This window comes from Brevundimonas viscosa (assembly GCF_900116065.1).
In the GTDB taxonomy this organism is placed as follows: Bacteria; Pseudomonadota; Alphaproteobacteria; order Caulobacterales; family Caulobacteraceae; genus Brevundimonas; species Brevundimonas viscosa.
The window spans coordinates 67,572-84,715 of the sequence record NZ_FOZV01000010.1 but is presented as its reverse complement, the minus strand read 5'-3'; the positions used below and the strand labels follow the sequence as shown (position 1 = coordinate 84,715).

At 71.3% G+C, this 17,144-nt stretch carries 23 protein-coding genes; 9 read left to right on the top strand and 14 right to left on the bottom strand.

Going from position 1 to position 17,144, the window contains the following annotated elements; genetic code table 11:
• The first annotated feature begins 48 nt into the window (after window positions 1–48).
• The 3 genes from moaA to BM333_RS14625 are packed head-to-tail and all read left to right on the top strand — an operon-like array spanning window position 49 to window position 2,425.
• A complete protein-coding gene (gene moaA / locus BM333_RS14635) occupies window positions 49–1,080 on the top strand; it encodes a GTP 3',8-cyclase MoaA (RefSeq protein WP_245777302.1) in 1,032 nt (343 codons plus the stop codon).
• 14 nt (window positions 1,081–1,094) lie between these two features.
• The gene (locus BM333_RS14630; protein WP_218151473.1) at window positions 1,095–1,835 is read left to right on the top strand and encodes a sulfite exporter TauE/SafE family protein; all 741 of its coding nucleotides are present in this window, start codon (window positions 1,095–1,097) and stop codon (window positions 1,833–1,835) included.
• Window positions 1,832–2,425, top strand: a complete 594-nt coding sequence (locus tag BM333_RS14625) for a molybdenum cofactor guanylyltransferase (RefSeq protein WP_092313383.1) — start codon at window positions 1,832–1,834, stop codon at window positions 2,423–2,425. The genes BM333_RS14630 and BM333_RS14625 overlap by 4 nt, the downstream gene beginning before the upstream one ends.
• Here BM333_RS14625 and BM333_RS14620 read toward each other — a convergent pair whose 3' ends face one another.
• Genes BM333_RS14620 through BM333_RS14600 form a run of 5 tightly spaced genes read right to left on the bottom strand, consistent with a single transcriptional unit; the run spans window position 2,426 to window position 5,333 of the window.
• Window positions 2,426–3,610, bottom strand: coding sequence for a molybdopterin molybdotransferase MoeA (locus BM333_RS14620; protein WP_218151472.1), 1,185 nt, complete (start codon window positions 3,608–3,610; stop codon window positions 2,426–2,428).
• Window positions 3,607–4,092: a cyclic pyranopterin monophosphate synthase MoaC gene (gene moaC / locus BM333_RS14615; RefSeq protein WP_092313380.1), complete on the bottom strand. Its 486-nt coding sequence runs from the start codon at window positions 4,090–4,092 to the stop codon at window positions 3,607–3,609. Before moaC ends, BM333_RS14620 begins: the two co-directional genes overlap by 4 nt.
• Window positions 4,089–4,625 carry a molybdenum cofactor biosynthesis protein B gene (gene moaB / locus BM333_RS14610; protein WP_092313377.1) on the bottom strand — a complete coding sequence of 179 codons (537 nt, stop codon included), beginning with the start codon at window positions 4,623–4,625 and terminating at the stop codon, window positions 4,089–4,091. Before moaB ends, moaC begins: the two co-directional genes overlap by 4 nt.
• The gene (locus BM333_RS14605; protein ID WP_092313374.1) at window positions 4,625–5,083 is read right to left on the bottom strand and encodes a molybdenum cofactor biosynthesis protein MoaE; all 459 of its coding nucleotides are present in this window, start codon (window positions 5,081–5,083) and stop codon (window positions 4,625–4,627) included. Before BM333_RS14605 ends, moaB begins: the two co-directional genes overlap by 1 nt.
• A gap of 1 nt (window position 5,084) precedes the next feature.
• On the bottom strand, window positions 5,085–5,333 hold the full coding sequence (locus tag BM333_RS14600) for a MoaD/ThiS family protein (RefSeq protein WP_092313371.1): 249 nt from the start codon (window positions 5,331–5,333) through the stop codon (window positions 5,085–5,087).
• A 134-nt stretch (window positions 5,334–5,467) separates the two neighbouring features.
• On the opposite strand from BM333_RS14600, the gene BM333_RS14595 reads away from it, so the two are divergent.
• On the top strand, window positions 5,468–6,025 hold the full coding sequence (locus BM333_RS14595; protein WP_245777301.1) for an alpha-ketoglutarate-dependent dioxygenase AlkB: 558 nt from the start codon (window positions 5,468–5,470) through the stop codon (window positions 6,023–6,025).
• 3 nt (window positions 6,026–6,028) lie between these two features.
• Here BM333_RS14595 and BM333_RS14590 read toward each other — a convergent pair whose 3' ends face one another.
• Entirely contained in the window at window positions 6,029–6,211 is a 183-nt protein-coding gene (locus BM333_RS14590; protein ID WP_092313365.1) for a DUF3606 domain-containing protein, read from the bottom strand.
• A gap of 141 nt (window positions 6,212–6,352) precedes the next feature.
• On the opposite strand from BM333_RS14590, the gene pyk reads away from it, so the two are divergent.
• The 4 genes from pyk (at window position 6,353) to BM333_RS14570 (ending at window position 9,705) form a co-directional block, all read left to right on the top strand.
• Window positions 6,353–7,786, top strand: a complete 1,434-nt coding sequence (pyk, locus tag BM333_RS14585) for a pyruvate kinase (RefSeq protein WP_092313361.1) — start codon at window positions 6,353–6,355, stop codon at window positions 7,784–7,786.
• A 60-nt stretch (window positions 7,787–7,846) separates the two neighbouring features.
• Window positions 7,847–8,875: a DNA adenine methylase gene (locus BM333_RS14580; protein WP_092313358.1), complete on the top strand. Its 1,029-nt coding sequence runs from the start codon at window positions 7,847–7,849 to the stop codon at window positions 8,873–8,875.
• Window positions 8,876–8,936: 61 nt separating this feature from the next.
• The gene (locus BM333_RS14575; RefSeq protein ID WP_177221912.1) at window positions 8,937–9,188 is read left to right on the top strand and encodes a hypothetical protein; all 252 of its coding nucleotides are present in this window, start codon (window positions 8,937–8,939) and stop codon (window positions 9,186–9,188) included.
• 106 nt (window positions 9,189–9,294) lie between these two features.
• Complete coding sequence (locus tag BM333_RS14570) at window positions 9,295–9,705, top strand: hypothetical protein (RefSeq protein ID WP_092313352.1); 411 nt, start codon at window positions 9,295–9,297, stop codon at window positions 9,703–9,705.
• A gap of 27 nt (window positions 9,706–9,732) precedes the next feature.
• Here the strand turns inward: BM333_RS14570 and BM333_RS14565 are convergent, their stop codons facing one another.
• The 3 genes from BM333_RS14565 to BM333_RS14555 all read right to left on the bottom strand — a co-directional run bounded on the left by BM333_RS14565 (window position 9,733) and on the right by BM333_RS14555 (window position 11,564).
• Window positions 9,733–10,350, bottom strand: a complete 618-nt coding sequence (locus BM333_RS14565; protein ID WP_092313349.1) for a ribonuclease HII — start codon at window positions 10,348–10,350, stop codon at window positions 9,733–9,735.
• Between the two features lie 53 nt (window positions 10,351–10,403).
• Window positions 10,404–10,991: a DNA-3-methyladenine glycosylase I gene (locus BM333_RS14560; RefSeq protein WP_092313346.1), complete on the bottom strand. Its 588-nt coding sequence runs from the start codon at window positions 10,989–10,991 to the stop codon at window positions 10,404–10,406.
• 75 nt (window positions 10,992–11,066) lie between these two features.
• Window positions 11,067–11,564 carry a winged helix-turn-helix transcriptional regulator gene (locus BM333_RS14555; protein ID WP_092313343.1) on the bottom strand — a complete coding sequence of 166 codons (498 nt, stop codon included), beginning with the start codon at window positions 11,562–11,564 and terminating at the stop codon, window positions 11,067–11,069.
• 181 nt (window positions 11,565–11,745) lie between these two features.
• Here BM333_RS14555 and BM333_RS14550 point away from each other — a divergent pair, with 181 nt between their 5' ends.
• Window positions 11,746–12,585, top strand: coding sequence for an acyl-CoA thioesterase (locus BM333_RS14550; protein ID WP_092313340.1), 840 nt, complete (start codon window positions 11,746–11,748; stop codon window positions 12,583–12,585).
• On the opposite strand, the gene BM333_RS14545 is transcribed toward BM333_RS14550, so the two are convergent.
• From BM333_RS14545 to BM333_RS14525, 5 genes are all read right to left on the bottom strand, one after another.
• A complete protein-coding gene (locus tag BM333_RS14545) occupies window positions 12,582–13,151 on the bottom strand; it encodes a hemerythrin domain-containing protein (protein WP_092313337.1) in 570 nt (189 codons plus the stop codon). The genes BM333_RS14550 and BM333_RS14545 overlap by 4 nt on opposite strands.
• A complete protein-coding gene (gene mnmA / locus BM333_RS14540) occupies window positions 13,144–14,346 on the bottom strand; it encodes a tRNA 2-thiouridine(34) synthase MnmA (RefSeq protein ID WP_092313334.1) in 1,203 nt (400 codons plus the stop codon). The genes BM333_RS14545 and mnmA overlap by 8 nt, the downstream gene beginning before the upstream one ends.
• Window positions 14,347–14,450: 104 nt before the next feature.
• Window positions 14,451–14,735 (bottom strand): CtrA inhibitor SciP, encoded by a 285-nt coding sequence (gene sciP / locus BM333_RS14535; RefSeq protein ID WP_092313331.1) that lies wholly within the window; start codon window positions 14,733–14,735, stop codon window positions 14,451–14,453.
• Window positions 14,736–14,898: 163 nt separating this feature from the next.
• On the bottom strand, window positions 14,899–16,383 hold the full coding sequence (gene flgE, locus BM333_RS14530) for a flagellar hook protein FlgE (RefSeq protein ID WP_092313328.1): 1,485 nt from the start codon (window positions 16,381–16,383) through the stop codon (window positions 14,899–14,901).
• A gap of 12 nt (window positions 16,384–16,395) precedes the next feature.
• Window positions 16,396–17,142, bottom strand: coding sequence for a flagellar hook assembly protein FlgD (locus BM333_RS14525; protein ID WP_092313325.1), 747 nt, complete (start codon window positions 17,140–17,142; stop codon window positions 16,396–16,398).
• Between the last annotated feature and the right edge of the window lie 2 nt (window positions 17,143–17,144).

Sequence of the window (17,144 nt, the reverse complement as noted above, 5' to 3'; positions counted from 1 at the left end):
GCCTCACGATATGTTTTTGCTTCGGGCTACGAAGCCATGGGAGGGCGAATGGCGGAGGCCGGACTGATGGAGCTGGACGCGGCGCGCGCGCCGTCGCCCGCCCCGCCCTCGCTGGTCGACGGCTTCGGTCGCCGCTTCCGATATCTCCGCCTGTCGGTCACCGAGGTCTGCAACTTCCGCTGCGCCTACTGCCTGCCTGACGGCTACCGGGGGAAGGCCGACGGCTTCCTCGAACTCGACGAGATCGCCCGTCTGGTCAGGGGATTCGCCGCCCTGGGTGTGACCAAGGTTCGCCTGTCGGGCGGCGAGCCTTCGGTGCGGGCGGACCTTGACGACATCATCGCAGCCGCGGCCGCGACGCCGGGGGTGATGAAGGTCGCCCTGACCACCAACGGCTGGCGACTGGACCGTCGGGTGCGCGGCTGGCGGGACGCCGGCCTCAGCCACCTGAACGTCAGCATCGATTCGCTCGACCCCGCCGCCTTCGCGCGCCTCACAGGGCACGACCGGCTGGAGGACATCCTCCGGGGCGTCGACACGGCGCTGGGGCTGGGCTTCGGGGCGGTTAAGCTGAACGCGGTGCTGCTGCGCGATACGGTCGACAGCGCCTTCGACCAGTTCGCCGACTGGCTGCGCCACCGGCCCGCCACCGTGCGCTTCATCGAACTGATGCGCACCCTCGACAACGGCCCGTGGTTCGACGCCCAGCACGTGCGGGCCGAGGTGCTGGAACGCTGGCTGCGGGAGAGGGGCTGGACCGCCCGGCCGCGCCGCGCCGACGACGGCCCCGCGATCGAGTACGCCCATCCCGACTACGCCGGCCGGTTCGGCGTCATCGCCCCCTACGGCGCCGGCTTCTGCGACGGCTGCAACCGGCTGCGGGTGACCGCACGCGGCAAGCTGCGCCTGTGCCTGTTCGGGGAGGGCGGGGTGGACCTGCGCGATCTGCTGACGGACTCGGTGGCGCCGGAGCGGCTCGAGCAGCGCATTCTCGACGCCCTGCCGACCAAGCAGCGCGGCCATGAGCTGATGCTGGGCCGCTCGGGAGACCTTCGGCGGATGGCCGACGTGGGCGGCTGACGGGAAGGGCGGGGGTGGACGCAAGCACGATCCTGCTGATCGCCCTGCTGATGGGGGCGGCGGCGGCGCTTTACTCCTCCGTCGGCCACGGCGGGGCCTCGGCCTACCTTGGCGTCATGGCCCTGTTCTCCCTGTCGCCGGAGGTGATGCGGCCCACGGCGCTGGCCCTGAACCTGGTGGTCGCCGGCTACGGAGCCTGGCGCTACGTCCGCGCCGGGGAGTTCAACCCGCGCCTGTTCCTCGCCTTCGCGGTCACGGCGATCCCCATGGCCTTCATCGGCGGTCGCATACAGGTGCCGCCGGAGATCTACCGGCCGATGCTCGGCGCCGTGCTCTGGTTCGCCGCGGCGCGGATGCTATGGCGGCCGACGGCCACGGCGGCGCGACCGGTTCGCGCCCCGAGCCTCAAGGTCGCCTTGCCCGGTGGGGCGGCGCTGGGCCTGCTGGCCGGGCTCACCGGCACCGGCGGCGGCATCTTTCTCAGCCCGCTGATCCTGCTGTTCGCCTGGGAGACGCCGCGTCATACCTCAGGCGTCGCCGCCGCCTTCATCTTCGTCAACTCGGTCGCCGGGCTGGCGGGCCAGATGACCCTGCTGCCGGCCCTGCCGCCGGAACTGCCGATCTTCGTCGGGGCGGTGGCCGCGGGGGCGGTGCTGGGAGCGTGGCTCGGCGTGCGCCGGTTGCCGCAGGCCGCGCTGCTGGTCACTCTCGGACTCGTGCTGGCCCTCGCCGGCGCGAAGCTGATCTTCACATGAGGCTGCGGCCGCACGAGATCGCCGCCGTGGTGCTGGCCGGCGGGGAGGGGCGCCGCATCGGCGGCGGCAAGCCGCAGCGGAGGCTGGGAGGGCGGACTCTGCTGGAACGGGCCGCGGCGCAGGCATCGGGCGTCTCCGATCTGGCGGCCGTGGCGGTCCGCGACACCGCCCAGGTCGAAGGTCTCGAGGGTCTCGTCCTGATCGAGGACGCGCCGTGGGAGGGTCCGCTCGGCGGCCTCGCGGCGGCGCTGGCCTTCGCGCGGGCCCACGGCCGGGCGGCGGTGCTGACCCTGCCCTGCGACATGCCGCTGGTCCCCCCGGACCTCGCGCCGCGACTGGCGACGGCGCTCGGCGACCGGGCCGCGGCGCTGGCGACGAGCGGGGGCCGGTTGCACCCCGTCTGCGGCCTGTGGCGGGTCGAGGCGGTCGACGCCCTGCCGGCCTGGGCCGGGACCGGCCAGCGCTCGCTGAAGGGCTTCGCCGCCGCGCTCGGCTTCGCGACGGTGGACTGGCCGGTGGAGCCCGTCGATCCGTTCTTCAACGTCAACACCGCCGAGGACCTGGCGCAGGCCGAAGCCCTGCTCGCCTGATCAGAAGGCCAGCGCCTCGATCGTCTCACCGGCGAGGGCGGCGGGCGCGCCGGCCCGACGGCGGATCAGCAGCTCCGCGGCGGCCAACGCCTTCTGGGCGCTGGAATCCTGGTTGGAGATCGCCTCGACGCCGCCGTCGCGCCAGACGGCGCGATGGAAGGTCTCGCGCTCGCCGCAGGCCGGAAGGGCCCCGGCCAGCGGCGCGGGCCGCCAGCGGAGAGCGGCGCCGGGCGGCTCCCCCGCGAGGCCGGCCAGCAGAGGCGCGAGAAACAGGCGGGCCGTGACCATGGCCGAGGTCGGATTGCCGGGCAGGCCGAGCACGAGCCGCCCCCTCGCGCGACCGAGCCACACCGGCTTGCCCGGCTTGATGGCCACCTTGGAGAAGATCAGCTCCAGGCCCGAGCGGGTGAACATGGCGCGGGCGTAGTCCTTCTCGCCCACCGAGGCTCCGCCGGTGACCACTACCAGATCGGCGCGGTCCAGAGCGGCGGCGGCGGCCGACTGCAGAACCCCGGGATCGTCGGGCAGGCGCAGCCGGTCGACCACCTCAGCGCCGAAAACCCGGGCCATGCCGGCGACCCCGAAGGAGACGCTTTCGGGGATCATGCCCGGCCGCTCCGCCGCCCGCCCCGGCTCGGCCAGCTCATCGCCGGTGCCCAGCACGATCACCGTCGGCCGGGCCCAGACCTCGACCTCGGCGACATCGGCCCCCGCCGCGGCCACCATGGCGCGCGGGTCCAGACGGCGCCCCGCCGGCAGCAGTTCGTCGCCGCGTCGGAAGTCCGATCCCTGCGGTCGGACGTGGCGGCCGCCGCCCAGCGCGTGGTCGAAGATCGCCAGATCGCCTTCGCGGCGGACCACCTCCTGCATGATCACCCGATCGGCGCCGCGGGGCAGGGGCGCGCCGGTGAAGATGCGCACGCACTCGCCGGCCGACACTGCGCCGTCGAAGCCGTGGCCGGCGAAGGACTCGCCGACCACCCTCAGTCGGGCGGGCAGGGCGAAGTCGGCCTCGCGCACGGCGTAGCCGTCCATGGCCGAGGTGTCGCTGGCCGGCGAGTCGAGACGCGCGATCACAGGGGCGGCGAGGGCCCGGCCATGGGCTTCAGCCAGCCGAACCCGCTCCTGACGCGTCGGCCCGACGGTGGCCGCCAGCCGCTCGAGCGCCTCGTCGAAGCCGATCACGCCGCGCTCCCGGCGGTCCAGTCGCCGGATCGGCCGCCGCGCTTTTCGACCACCCGCACCTTACCGATGGCCATGGTCCGATCGATGGCCTTGAGCATGTCGAACAGCGTCAGCCCCGCGACCGAGACAGCCGTCAGCGCCTCCATCTCCACCCCCGTTGGACCGTGGGCGCCAACCTCGGCGCGGAGGCGGAATCCGGGCAGTGCGGGGTCGGGCTGAATGGTCACGGCGACGCGGGTGAGCGGCAGCGGGTGGCACAGCGGGATCAGGTCGGCCGTCCGCTTGGCGCCCATGACGCCGGCCAGCTCTGCGGTCGCGATGACCGCCCCCTTGGGCGTGTCGCCCGCCACGGCGCGCGCGACAGTGTCTGCGGCGCAGGTGAGGACGCCCTCGGCCACGGCGGTGCGGTCGGTCGCGGGCTTGTCGGTGACGTCGACCATGCGCGCGCGCCCCTGGGCGTCCAGATGGCTCAGCTCGCTCACGCGCAGACCTCGCGCAGCCGGGGCAGCTGGCCCGCCAGCGAGCAGGGCCGGTAGCGGCTGTCCAGCTCCTGGCCGAGCACCAGGTCCCAGGCGTCGCGGCAGGCCCCAGTCGATCCCGGAAGGCAGAACACGAAGCTGTCCCCGGCCTGCCCGGCGAAGGCGCGCGACTGAAGGGTCGACAGTCCGACCGTGCCGAGGCTCATCTGGTGAAAGACCACGGAAAAGCCGTCCATCTCGCGGCGGAACAGCGGGCGGACCGCCTCGGGTGTGACGTCGCGCGGCGAGAAGCCGGTGCCGCCGGTGGTCAGCACGACGTCGACGGCGGGATCGTCGATCCAGGCCTGCACCTGCGCCCGGATCGCGTCGACGTCGTCGGGGACCAGCGCCCGGCCCGCCAGCCGGTGCCCGGCGGCGGTCAGTCGCTCGACCAGCAGGCCGCCCGAGGTGTCGGTTTCGGGCGTGCGCGTGTCCGAGACGGTGAGGACGGCGATGTGAAGCGGGTGAAACTCGAGGCGTTCGTCGATCCCGGGCATCAGTCGCTCCATCTCGCGCGATCGGCGCGATCGTTATCGGTCGGCTCGATCCAGCGCGAACCGTCGGGACCGTCCTCGCGCTTCCAGAAGGCAGCCTCGGTCTTGAGCCGGTCCATCAAGTAGTCGGCGGCCTCGAAGGCGGCGCGGCGGTGCGGCGCGGCGACGGCCACGAAGACGATCGCCTCGCCGGGGCGCACGCCGCCGCAGCGATGGACGACGTGGATGTCGCTGATGGCGAAGCGTCGGGCAGCGTCGGCGGCGATGGTCTCCAGCGAGCGCTCGGTGAAGCCCGGGTAGTGGTCGAGATAGAGGCCGGAGACGGGTCCGTCGACCGCGCTGTCCCGGGCGAGCCCCACGAAGGTGACGACGGCGCCGTCACCCTGGCGGCCGCCGAGGAAAAGGCCGAGTTCGGCGTCGGCCCTGAACGGCCCGGAGCGCAGGATGGCGGAAACCGACATCTCACCCGCCCGAGAAGACAGGGAGGAGGGCGACCTCCTGCCCGGGAGCGAGGCAGGTCGTGTCGGGAACCACGGTCTGATCCACCGCGATGCGGACGCCGGACGCGGACAGGGCGGCCGCGGAGCCCTCGATACGCTCGATGAGTCGATGGCGGACCTCGCCCGCGGTCAGCCCCTCCGAGAACTCCAGACGGTGCTCGCGCCCGAAGCGGGCGCCGAGATCGCCCAGCAGGAAGATCCGGATGTCCATGCGGCTCCTTGTCGGGCTTGGCGGTGGCGCAAGTCAACGGCCGGGGGGCGCCGCAGTTGCGGCCCGGCGTCGCGCCTGCCGCCGATCGCACCGAACCGGGCGTTGCGCGTTGGCGAGACATGGGCGGAGACCAGATGACCCTGTTCGACCCACCTCCCGCGCCGCTGCCGGGGGGCCTGCGGCATGCGCCGGAGATCATCGCCCCCGATGAGGCGCAACGGCTGGTGCAGACGTTTGCTGATCTGCCGTTCGAGGCCTTCGACTTCCATGGCTTCAAGGGCGCGCGGCGGATCGTCTCCTATGGCGGTCGCTACGACTTCTCGGCCGGTCGGTTGCGTGCAGCAGAGCCGATCCCGGAATTCCTGCAGCCTGCCCGCGAGGCCGCGGCGGCTTTCGCCGCCCTGTCGCCGGAGGCGCTGGCGCAGGCCCTGGTCACGGAGTACGCGCCGGGGGCGGGCATCGGCTGGCATCGCGACCGGCCGGAGTACGACAAGGTGGTGGGGCTGTCGTTCGTCTCCGGGGCGACGATGCGCTTCCGGCGTCGGCGCGGGGACGGCTGGGAGCGGGCGGCGCTGCGGCTGGAGCCGGGCTCAGCCTATCTGCTGGACGGCCCGGCGCGCCGGGAGTGGCAGCACAGCATCGTCCCGGGCGAGCAGCTGCGCTATTCGGTCACCTTCCGCAGCCTCCGCTGAGGCTCAGCGCTTCTTGCCCAGCTCGGCGGCGATGTCCTTGACCATGCGGCCGGCATTGCGGTGCGCGGTGACGATCTGGTCTCGGGTGACGCCCCAGCGCTTCATCCAGTATTCGACGGCCTGCCGCTCCGACAGGTCGAGCCGGTCCTTGTCGATGAAACCGCGCTTGTCCTTGAGTCCGGCCATGGTCCTGCTCCTGCGGCGGCTGGGCGCCGCGGGCCGCAGCCTAGCGCATAACTTCGTGTTTCGCGGAATGAACCGGCCTTACTCGCAGACGCTTTGAGGGGCACAAGGGGACATCGTCCCCACCAGCCGCATGGATATTCGATGAAGAGAGCCCGGCGCGCGCGCATCGTCGCGACCCTGGGGCCCGCCTCGCGGGCGCCCGGCATGGTGAAGTCCCTCGCCCAGGCCGGGGTGGACGTGTTCCGCCTCAACTTCAGCCACGGCTCGCACGAGGACCATGCGGCGGCGCTGAAGGCGGTGCGCGGCGCGGAGATGGCGCTGAAGCGCCCGCTGGGGGTGCTGGCTGACCTGCAGGGGCCGAAGCTGCGGCTGGGCCGGTTCCAGGACGTCGAGATCGAGGTGAAGCCGGGTCACACCATGCGCTTCGACCTCGACCCGACGCCGGGCGACGAGACGCGGGTGCAGATGCCGCACCCGGAGATCTTCAGGGCGCTGCGCACGGGCATGCTGCTGCTGCTCGACGATGGGCGGGTGCGGCTGCGGGTCGGCGAACGGACCGACGAGTGGGCCGACGTCACCGTTGAAAGCGGAACCAAGCTGTCGGACCGCAAGGGCGTGGCGGTGCCGGAGGCGGTGATACCGGTCTCGGCGCTGACGCCCAAGGACCGCGAGGATCTGGCCTTCGCGCTCCGGATCGGCGTCGACTGGGTGGCGCTGAGTTTCGTCCAGAAGGCCGAGGACATGGCCGAGCTGAAGCGGCTGGTCGACGGCCGCGCCGCATGTCTGGCCAAGATCGAGAAGCCGCAGGCGCTGCACCAGCTGGAGTCGATCCTCGACTACTGCGACGGGGTGATGGTGGCGCGGGGCGACCTGGGGGTGGAGCTGGACCCCGAAGAGGTGCCCGTGGCCCAGAAGCAGATCCTGCGGGCGGCGCGGCAACGCGGCGTGCCGGCGATTGTGGCCACCCAGATGCTGGAGTCGATGACCAGCGCGCCGGCTCCGACGCGGGCCGAGGCGTCGGACGTCGCCAACGCCGCCTACGAGGGGGCCGACGCCCTGATGCTCTCGGCGGAGACGGCTTCGGGCGACTATCCGCTGGAGACAGTGTCGGTGATGAACCGGATCATCGAGCGGGTCGAACGCGACCCGCTGTGGCCCGGACTGATGGACGCCGAGCACGCGGGCATGGACGAGCACGACGTGGACGCCCTGGTGGCCGCGGCGCGCAAGGCCGGCGAGGCCCAGTCCACGGCCTGCATCGTGGTGTTCACGACCCTGGGCGGGACGGCGCGGCGAATGGCGCGCGAGCGGCCGCTGCAGCCGGTTCTGGCGCTGACGCCCAATCCGTCGACGGCCCGGAGGCTGGCGCTGGTCTGGGGCCTGGAGTCGCGGCTGGGGCGTGAGCCCTCGTCGCTGGAGGAGGTCACCGAGGACGCGGTTCAGGCGGCCATGGACAACGAGCTGGCCCAGCCGGGCCAGCGGGTGCTGATCCTCGCCGGCACGCCGTTCGGAGCGCCGGGGGCTGCGAATCTGCTGCGGCTGGCGCATGCTCCGGCGAAGAAGGCGAAGCGCTGACGAGGGCCTCCTCGACCGCTTCGCGGTCCCCCTCCCCCTGAGGGGGAGGAGACGGGTCGGATGATCAAATACATCGGCTCCAAGCGGGCGTTGCTGGGCCATGTGACGGCGGCGATCGCGGCGGCGATGCCGGACGGCGGGACGGTGTGCGACCTGTTCTCCGGCACGGCGCGGGTCGGCCACGCGCTGAAGAAGGGGGGCTACCGGGTCTGGTCGAACGACCACAACGCCTACGCTCACGCGCTGGCGACCTGTTACGTGCAGGCGGACCGCAATCGGTGGCTGGAGAAGGCCGGGGGCGTGCTGGCCGAGCTCAGGACCGTGCGGCCGGAGGCGGGCTGGTTCACCCGCGCCTATTGCGAGGACGCCCGCTTCTTCCACCCCGACAATGGCGCCCGCATCGACGCCGTGCGGGAGCGGATCGCGGCGATGGCGCTGGAACCCGAGCTGGAGGCGATCGCCCTGGTCAGCCTGATGGAGGCCGCCGACCGCGTCGATTCCACGGCGGGACTGCAGATGGCCTACATGAAGCGCTGGGCCCCGCGGGCGCTGAAGCCGCTGGAGCTGCGGCTGCCGGAGCTGCTGCCGGGCGAAGGCCGGGCGACGCGGGCCGACGCGGTCGAGATCGCGCCGGAGATCGAAGCCGACCTCGTCTATCTTGACCCGCCCTACAACCAGCACTCCTACCTCGGGAACTACCACTGCTGGGAGAGCCTGGTGCTGTGGGACAAGCCGGAGACCTACGGCGTGGCGAACAAGCGGATCGACGTCCGCACCCGCAAGAGCGCCTTCAACAGTCGCCCGGGGATCGGCCCGGCGCTTGAGGCGACCATCGCTGCACTGAAGGCGCCCAATCTGGTCGTCTCGTTCAACGACGAGGGTTACCTGTCGCGCGAGGAGCTGGTGCGGATGCTGTCCGCGCGGGGGCAGGTGCAGGTGATCGAGATCGCCCGGCCGCGCTACGTCGGCGCCCGGATCGGCATCCATAATCCGAGGGGCGAGAAGGTCGGAGCGGTGGGCCGGCTGCGGAACGTCGAATACCTTTTTGTGGTCGCCGAACGTCGTGTAAGCTTGGCCGACGCCGCCTGAGCGGAAGCGTACGGAACGGGACGACTCGTCGTCCGTTTCGCCAGCCATGGAAGACGCTTCGATGAGCCCCTCGCACCGCCTCCAGGGTTATCGCGCCTACGGCCGGGCCGCCGACGCGTTCGACGCCGTGGCCTGGCGCGCGCCCGCCAGTCCTCGCTTCGATCATCGGCCGGCCAACGACACGGGCTGGACCATGCCGTATCAGTCGAGACCGACGGCGCGGAGCGAAACGCCGGGCTGGGCCGTGGTCGTGTTCGGCGGCCTGTTCGCGGCGCTGGCGGGTGCGCTGCTGGGCGGCATGCTGCAGATCTGACCAGCTCGCGCGAGGGGCGGGAGCCGGCACAACCGCTCGTGACTGGACACGGCTGTCGGACGTGCTGTGATCCAGGCCTGTTCCGCCTCACGAAAACGAGTCGCCCATGTTCCTCGCCTCGCTTGCGCTGGCCGCCGGCCTGTGTGTCGCCCAGCCTTCCGCCGAGGAGGTTCTCCGAGGGCTGGACATGACGTCTTTCCGCAACTCGCTTCAGCCGCGCCGCGCGCCTGGCTTGAAGCGGCCCGCCGACTGGGATTTCACGGAGGCGAGCTCCTCCGGCGACTCCTTCTACCTGACGCGGCGGTTCGACGGGCGCGATGACTGGGTGATCGGTCTCAGGATCATCCGCAGTGAGCCGGACGGCGCCGTCGCCTGCTTCTCGGACCGGACGCTGAACGGCGGGAGCTACCTCGCCTTCCAGGCCATTCGCATCGTGCGCGACCCCGCGGGCGGATATCGGGTCGCCGAAGACGATCTGGACGAAGCGTCGTGCCGACCCGCGCCCGGACGGGGCTGACTGCGCCGTCCGCCGGCCGGACGGCCGTCAGCCTTCCAGCAGCGCCCGGATCGGCGCCCAGGCGCGCCGGTGTTCCGGGCAGGGGCCGAGCTCGCGCAACGCCTGCTGGTGGGCGGGCGCATTGTAGCCCTTGTGGCTGGCGAAGCCGTAGCCGGGATAGAGGGCGTCCAGCTCGATCATCAGCCGGTCGCGGGCCGTCTTGGCGAGAATGGAGGCGGCGGCGATGGACAGCGACAGGCCGTCGCCGCCGACCACCGTCTGCACCTCGCAGGGCAGCTTGAATCGGTAGTTGCCGTCGACGAGGGCGGCGACCGGCGTGATCGACAGGGCCTCGACGGCGCGGCACATGGCCAGCCCGGTGGCGTGCAGGATGTTGAGCTCGGCGATCTCGTCGACCGAGGCGAAGCCGACCCCCCACGCGACGGCGCGCGCCTTGATCTCAATCTCCAGCGCCTCACGGCGCTCGGCGGTCAGCACCTTGGAATCGTCGATGCCCTCCGGCAGGTCCTCCGGGTGGAGGATCACCGCCGCCGCCGACACCGGGCCGGCCCACGGGCCGCGGCCGGCCTCGTCGACCCCGCACACCGGGCCGCCGCTGCTGTCGACCAGCAGGGTCTCCAGCGCGAGGGTCGGGATCGGCCGCATGATCTTCGGCGCTGCGGTCCTGCCCTTGGGCTTCGATTTCGGGGACGCGGACTTCACGAACCGGCCATCGCACGAACCTGCGGGTGACGGAAGCACTCGACGCCGTGATCGTTGGCCATGCCCACAGCCTGCATGAAGGCGTACACGATCACAGGGCCGCAGAAAGTGAAGCCGCGCTGCTTCAGCGCCCTGGCCATGGCCTCGGATTCCGGAGTCGCGACCGGACGGGCAGCGCTGTCGGTCCAGGCGTTCTGGATCGGCCGGCCGTCGACGATGGACCACAGCCAGGTCGAGAAGTCCTCGCCGCCCTCGCGCATGTCGAGCCAGATCCGGGCGCCCTTGATCGCCGAACCGATCTTGGCGCGGGAGCGGATGATACGCGGGTCGGCCAGCAGGCGCTCGACGTCGGCGTCGCCGTAGCGGGCGACGATCTCGGGGTCGAAGCCGTGGAAGGCGTCGCGGATGCCGTCGCGCTTGCGCAGGATGGTGATCCACGCCAGCCCGGCCTGCATGCCGTCCAGCACCAGCTTCTCCCACAGGGCGCGGGGGTCGCGTTCAGGCACGCCCCATTCCTCGTCGTGATAGGCGACATAAAGCGGATCGTTCCCGCACCAGGCGCAGCGATGAAGCGAGTCGGGCATGCGCGAAGGGTGGGCGAGGGGGAGCGGAGAAGGAAGGGGGGGCTCACCTCCCGTCGCGGCCAGGGAGGGGCGGCTTTACGCTTCCTCGCCCTGCGTCTTCGGCATCAGTTCGCCGACGGTCGGGCGGTTCTCGGAGAGGTTCAGCTGGATGTCGCGGGGCTTGACCAGTTCGCCGCAGCAGCCGCAGGCGATGCGCGGCTGCAGATCGTGGCCGCAGGTCTTGTGCAGCATGGAGACGCCCGCATCCGCGTCGCAGTAGACGTGCTTGGCGCCCCAGCCGTGCAGGGTGACCAGCACGCCGTAGAGGTCCTTGCCCTTGGCCGTAAGCACATATTCGTTGCGCGGCGGGCGCTCGGAGTAGAGGCGGGGCTCGAGCACCCCGTGCTGGACCAGGCTCTTGAGGCGGGCGGCGAGCACGTTGCGGGCCACGCCAAGCCGCTCCTGCCACTGTTCGAAGCGGCTGACGCCGTTGAAGGCGTCGCGGATGACCAGCAGGGTCCATGGATCGCCGATGACCTCGAGCGTCGCGGCGATCGAGCAGCTCTGGCGCGAATAGTCGGCGGTGCGTCCCATGACCTGAAAGTGACCCTGCGTCAGCTGTTTGGCAAGAGGGTTGCCAATCCGAACGCACTGGGTCAGTCTTGTTTCGCTACGGACATGTCGCGGCTTATCTGCGGCGGATCCTGATCACTTGAACTCCGGGCGGAAGGCGTGGGCCTTCCGCCCACCCTTCGTTCGCGGTAGCCGCTCCCCCATGACGACACAGAGCCTCGCCGAAGCCCTCACCCTGACTGAAGACGGCGGCGGGCTGGTCGCCCGTCTGGACGCCGGCTTCTCGAACGCGCCACAGGCCATGGACCCCACGAAGGGGGCTCCGTTCGGCGGCCTGATGGCGGCGCTGGCGGCCGGGGCGGCGCGGCAGGGGCTGGGGGTCGAGACCCCGTTGCAGACCCTGTCGATCCAGTATCTGGCGGCGGCGCGGTTCGGCGAGGCGGTGCGGTTCACGCCGACCCTGACCCGCGGCGGGCGCAACGTGGCCTATGCGCACGTGAGCGGCGGGCAGGGGGATCGCGCGGCGGTGCAGGCCCTGGCCACCTTCGGGCGCGACGTGGACGGCCCCGTGCTGACGCCCCTCGTGGCGCGGCCGCCTGCCCTGGAGACGCTGCCGGCCACGCCGATGGACCCGAGGTTCGGGCCGTGGTTCACGCGTCACATCGAGCACCGCTTCGTCGACGGGCCGAAGCTGTTCGGCGAGAACGCCGGGCGCTCGTCGGAGCTGGGCTGCTGGATGCGCTGCGTCGACGGCGCGCCGCTGGACGAGCTGCGGCTGCTGTTCCTGCTGGACGGCCTCTATCCGACCTATTTCACCGCCTTTCCGGCGCCGCCGGCGATCTCGACCAGCGTCGACCTGCGCGCCGACCTTCTGGCCGAGCCGACGCCGGCGACCTCGCCGGAGGGCTGGGCCTATTTCCACTTCTGGAGCCGCGACGTCGGCGGCGGCTGGGCGGTCGAGGACGGCGCCGCCTGGGCCCCGGACGGCCGGCCCCTGGCGGTGGTGCGGCAGCGGCGGAAGATACTGCCAGCGCGGGGCTAGCCTTGCGGCAGGCCGCGTAGCTGGATCAGGGGGATGACGATGTCCTCCTCGTCGTCGAGGTGTCGGGCCAGCGGGGGACCCGCCGCGGCGAGGGTGTCGGCGAGGCGGGCGGCGTGGTCACGGGCGTCGGGCGCGCTCCCCGAGACGGCGCGGTGGAAGGCGAGGCCCGACCGGAACAGGGCCTCCAGATGGGCGTGGACGGCGTCGTGATCGCGGTCGAGCAGGTCGAGCCCGGCGGCGATCCTCGGCTCGACGCCCCGCATCATCGGAAAGTAATGGCCGCTTTCGACGCGGTGGTGGCCGTCGAGGTGCTGGAGGAAGGCCTGCAGGGCCGGCGTCAGCTGGCGGTGCAGGGCGCTCAGGTCGTCGTCGGCCCGCCAGCGGGCGACCAGCGCGTTCATGTGCGCCTGGTGGTTGCGGAAGCTGGCGTGCATCTGCAGCCAGTGCGCCGCGACCTCGTGCAGGCCGGTCCAGCGATCACGGGGCAGTTCGTCGCGCAGGTAGAGGAACTCGGCCGGCAGGCCGGCGCGGGCGGCGAGCGCCAGCGGGTCGGCGGCGTCAGACAACGGCGGTCGTGGCCTTGATGAAGCCGCCGCCCAGCAGGCGGTCGGGGTCGGCCGGGTCGTAGAGGGCGCAGGCCTGACCGGGGGCGACGCCCTCCTCGCCGGTTTCGAAGACGACGGAAACGGCCCCGTCCGCGAACGCCAGCCGGGCCGGGGAGGGGGCGCGCGTCGAGCGCACGCGGGCGAGCACCGGCGCGCCTTCGGCGGCGGCGGCCTCCAGCGACGGCTGGTCGCCCAGCCAGTTGGTTTCCTCGAGCGTCAGCGCCGCGGTCAGGAGGGCCTCGCGCGGACCGACGATCACGTGGCGCTTCACCGGGTCCAACTTCGTCACGAACAGGGGCTCGCCCACGGCGACGTTGAGGCCGCGGCGCTGGCCGATGGTGTAGTCGGTGATGCCGCCATGCTCGCCCAGCACCCGGCCGTCCATGTGCACGATCTCGCCGGCCTGGCGGCCTTCCGGGCGCAGGCGGTCGATCAGGGTGCGGTAGTCGCCGTTGGGAACGAAGCAGATGTCCTGGCTGTCCGGCTTGGCGGCGATGCGCAGGCCGAGGTCGAGGGCGACGCCACGGACCTGCGGCTTCTCCAGATCGGCCAGCGGGAAGCGCAGGTAGTCCAGCTGGGCCGCCGTCGTGGCGAACAGGAAATAGGACTGGTCGCGTGAGGGATCGATCGCCTTACGCATCTGCACCCGGCCGTCGGCGGTTATGGCGCGGCGGACGTAGTGGCCGGTGGCCATGGCCTCCGCCCCGAGGTCGCGGGCGACGTCGAGCAGGTCGCGGAACTTGACGGTCTGGTTGCAGCGGATGCACGGCACCGGCGTCTCGCCGCGCAGGTAGCTGTCGGCGAACTGGTCGATGACCGCGTCGCGGAAGCGGCTTTCGTAGTCGAGGACGTAGTGCGGGATGCCGATGGTCTCGGCCGCCAGCCGGGCGTCGTGGATGTCCTGGCCGGCGCAGCAGGCGCCCTTCTTCTTCAGCGCCTGGCCGTGGTCATAGAGCTGCAGGGTGACGCCGACCACGTCGTAGCCGGCCTTGTGCAGCAGGGCGGCCACCACGGTGGAGTCCACGCCACCCGACATGGCGGCGACGATCCGCGTGCCGACAGGCAGGCCCACGGCCGCGCGCGCAGCGGCGATCGCCGCGTCGGTGTCGGCGGGTGCGATGGTCGGAACCGGGCAGATGTCCTCAACGAGGGTCATGGCGCGCTATCTAGGGGCAAAGCCGCGCGATTTCGAGGCGTGCCTCAAACGACGACGGCCGCCCCCGTCGGGAGCGGCCGTCGCGCGTCGGTCGGGGAGAGACCTTATCCGCGGTAATGCTGGATGCGCGTGGTGCGCAGGCCCTGCATGCCCCATTTGTCGATCGCCTTCTGCCAGGCGATGAATTCCTCGGCGGTGAGGCGGTAGCGTTCGAGCGCGTCCTCGAGGCTGATCAGCCCACCCCGAACGGCGGCGACGACCTCGGCCTTGCGACGGATCACCCAGCGGTCGGTGTTGGCCGGCGGCAGGTCCCGCAGCGTCAGGGGCGTGCCGGTCGGGCCGACTACGTACTGTTCGCCTCGACTGTTGAGACGTCGCTCTTGCAACATGGGCTTATGCCTCATTCACCACCACCATCGAGACTTGACGGTAGCGGGGGCGGGCTAAAGGCCGTTTAAGCGTCGTGGTGAAGGAAAGGCTAATGCCGCTCCTGTCGACCCGGCCGTTGTTCAATGAAGGATTCATGGATCCTAACCGTTACTTGACCGGGTATCAGCGTTTGATACTGATCAGTTCGGCCAGCATCTCATCGGCCGTCGTGATGATCTTGGACGAGGCGGAGTAGGCCCGCTGGGTTGTGATCAGGCCGGTGAACTCGGCCGACAGGTCGACGGTCGAGGCCTCCAGCTGGGACGCGCCGATCAGGCCGGCGCCGCCGGATCCCGCAGCCTTCAGGTTGAAGGTGCCGGAGCCCTGGCTGACGCGGAAGGCGTTGCCGGAGACCTCGGACAGGGCGTCGGCGCTGGGGAAGGTGGCCAGGGCGACCTGGGCGATCTGGCGCGTCACGCCGTTGTCGAAGATGGCGGTGACGAAGCCCTTCTCGTCGATCTTGACCTCCGACAGGTTGCCGAAGGCGGTGCCGTTGGTGAGGGTCGCCTGAACCACCGAGGCGCTGTCGTACTGGGACAGGCCGCCGGCGGCGGCGGTCAGGTCGAAGGTGATGGTCTGGTTGTCGATGCCCAGGGCGTTGCCCCACATGAACTCGCCGGCGCCGAGGGAGGCGGGGTCCGTGTCCGACGCCCGGAAGGTTAGGGCGGCGGCGGCCGGGTCGGAGAACAGGGCCACGCCGGGCGCCATGGCGGCCATGGCGTCGACGTCCAGCCGGCCGTCCTGGGTGAAGGACACCAGCCCGGACTTCAGGATGCCGTCGGTCCCGAGGCTGGCGTCGGTGGTGACGTCGCCGGCGGGGATGGCGCGCAGTTCGGCGTACCACTGGTTGGGGATGGTGCTCTTCAGGAAGGACACGGCGAGGGTCCGCTGGCCGCCCTTGGAGTCGGAAACGGGGATGGTGACCTCGAAATCGGGCTTCACGCCGTTCCCGGTCTCGGGATCCCACATGGCCATCGAGTTGGTCATGACGTCGTAGGCGCCGGCGGCGGCCGGATCGAGCGGATCGGCGTCCCGCGCGGCGCGCGCGAGGGCCTCGGCCGAGGGCTCCTGGCTGGACCGCAGGTTGGCGTTCAGCTGGACGCGGGTGGTCGGTTCGGCCGCGCCCCCCACCGATCCGACGTTGATCGTCCGCAGTCGGTTGAGGTCGGAAGGATCGGTCGTGATGTCGCCGTTGGCGTCGACCGGCCAGCCCTGAAGATACAGGCCGGCGGTGTTCTTGAGGTAGCCCAGGTTGTCGACCCGGAAGGCGCCGGCGCGGGTGAACAGGCGCGAGTCCGCCGGGGTCAGGTTCTCGGACTTCTCGGTCACCACGAAGAAGCCCTGGCCGGCGATGCCCAGGTCGGTCGAGGAGGTGGTGCGCTGGAGCTGCCCGTTCTGACTGGTGAAGTGGCGGGCGCTGGCCAGAACGCCGCCGGCCGAATAGCCCGCGCCGGCGCTCTGAGCGTTGACCACGGTCTGGAACTCGGCCGCCGAACGCTTGTAGCCGACGGTGTTCACGTTCGCGATGTTCTGCGAGATCGCCGCGAGAGCGGCGGAGTTGGCGGTCAGGCCGGACACACCGGCCAGAAGGGCGCTGTTGATGCTCATGGCGCGGGCTCCTTAGGAAAGCAGCTTGAGAGGATTGAGGGCGGAGGCGACCGAGGCCAGCAGGCCGGGATCGTCTTCGGTGGGCGTGGCGGCGGCGCGTGCTTCCTCCAGCGCGATGACGCTGGACATCGGCAGCACCGACGGGCCGACGGTGAGGAAGATCTCGCCGTCGTACATTTCGACGCCGGTGACGCGGCCGCGGGTCAGGACCTGGGCGTCGAGGCTGTCGCCGGCGGCGTTCGTGGCGACGACTTTCAGGGTGTAGACCTCGCCGTCCTGGGCATCGCCGCCGGTGGTGGTCTCGCCGTCCCAGGTGAAGTCGTGCACGCCGGTGGTCTTCGACGGCGCCTCGCCCTGCCAGACCACCTGCCCGGCGCCGTTGACGACCTGCAGTGTCGCGGAGGCGGCGTTGCCGGCCAGTTCGTAGCTCCAGGTGGCCTCGCCGTCCTGGAAGCGGGTCGCGGGCCAGGCGGCGGTGGCTTCCTTGCCGATGAAGTCCGCGGCGTCGCCGAGGCCGCCGCCTCCCTGCGCGTCGAGCATGCCCTTGAGCAGTTCATTGGTGAGCAGCTGCTGCTCGACCCCGGCCATCTGGGTCAGTTGGGCGGTGAACTGGTTGGAGTCGACCGGCGACAGCGGGTCCTGATTCTTGAGCTGGGCGGTGAGCAGGCTGAGGAAGGTCTCGAAGTTCGAGGCCAGCATGGTCTGGCCGGAGTTGATCCGCCCGGCGGCGTTGTTGGCTGTGGTGACGGCGTCGACCATCG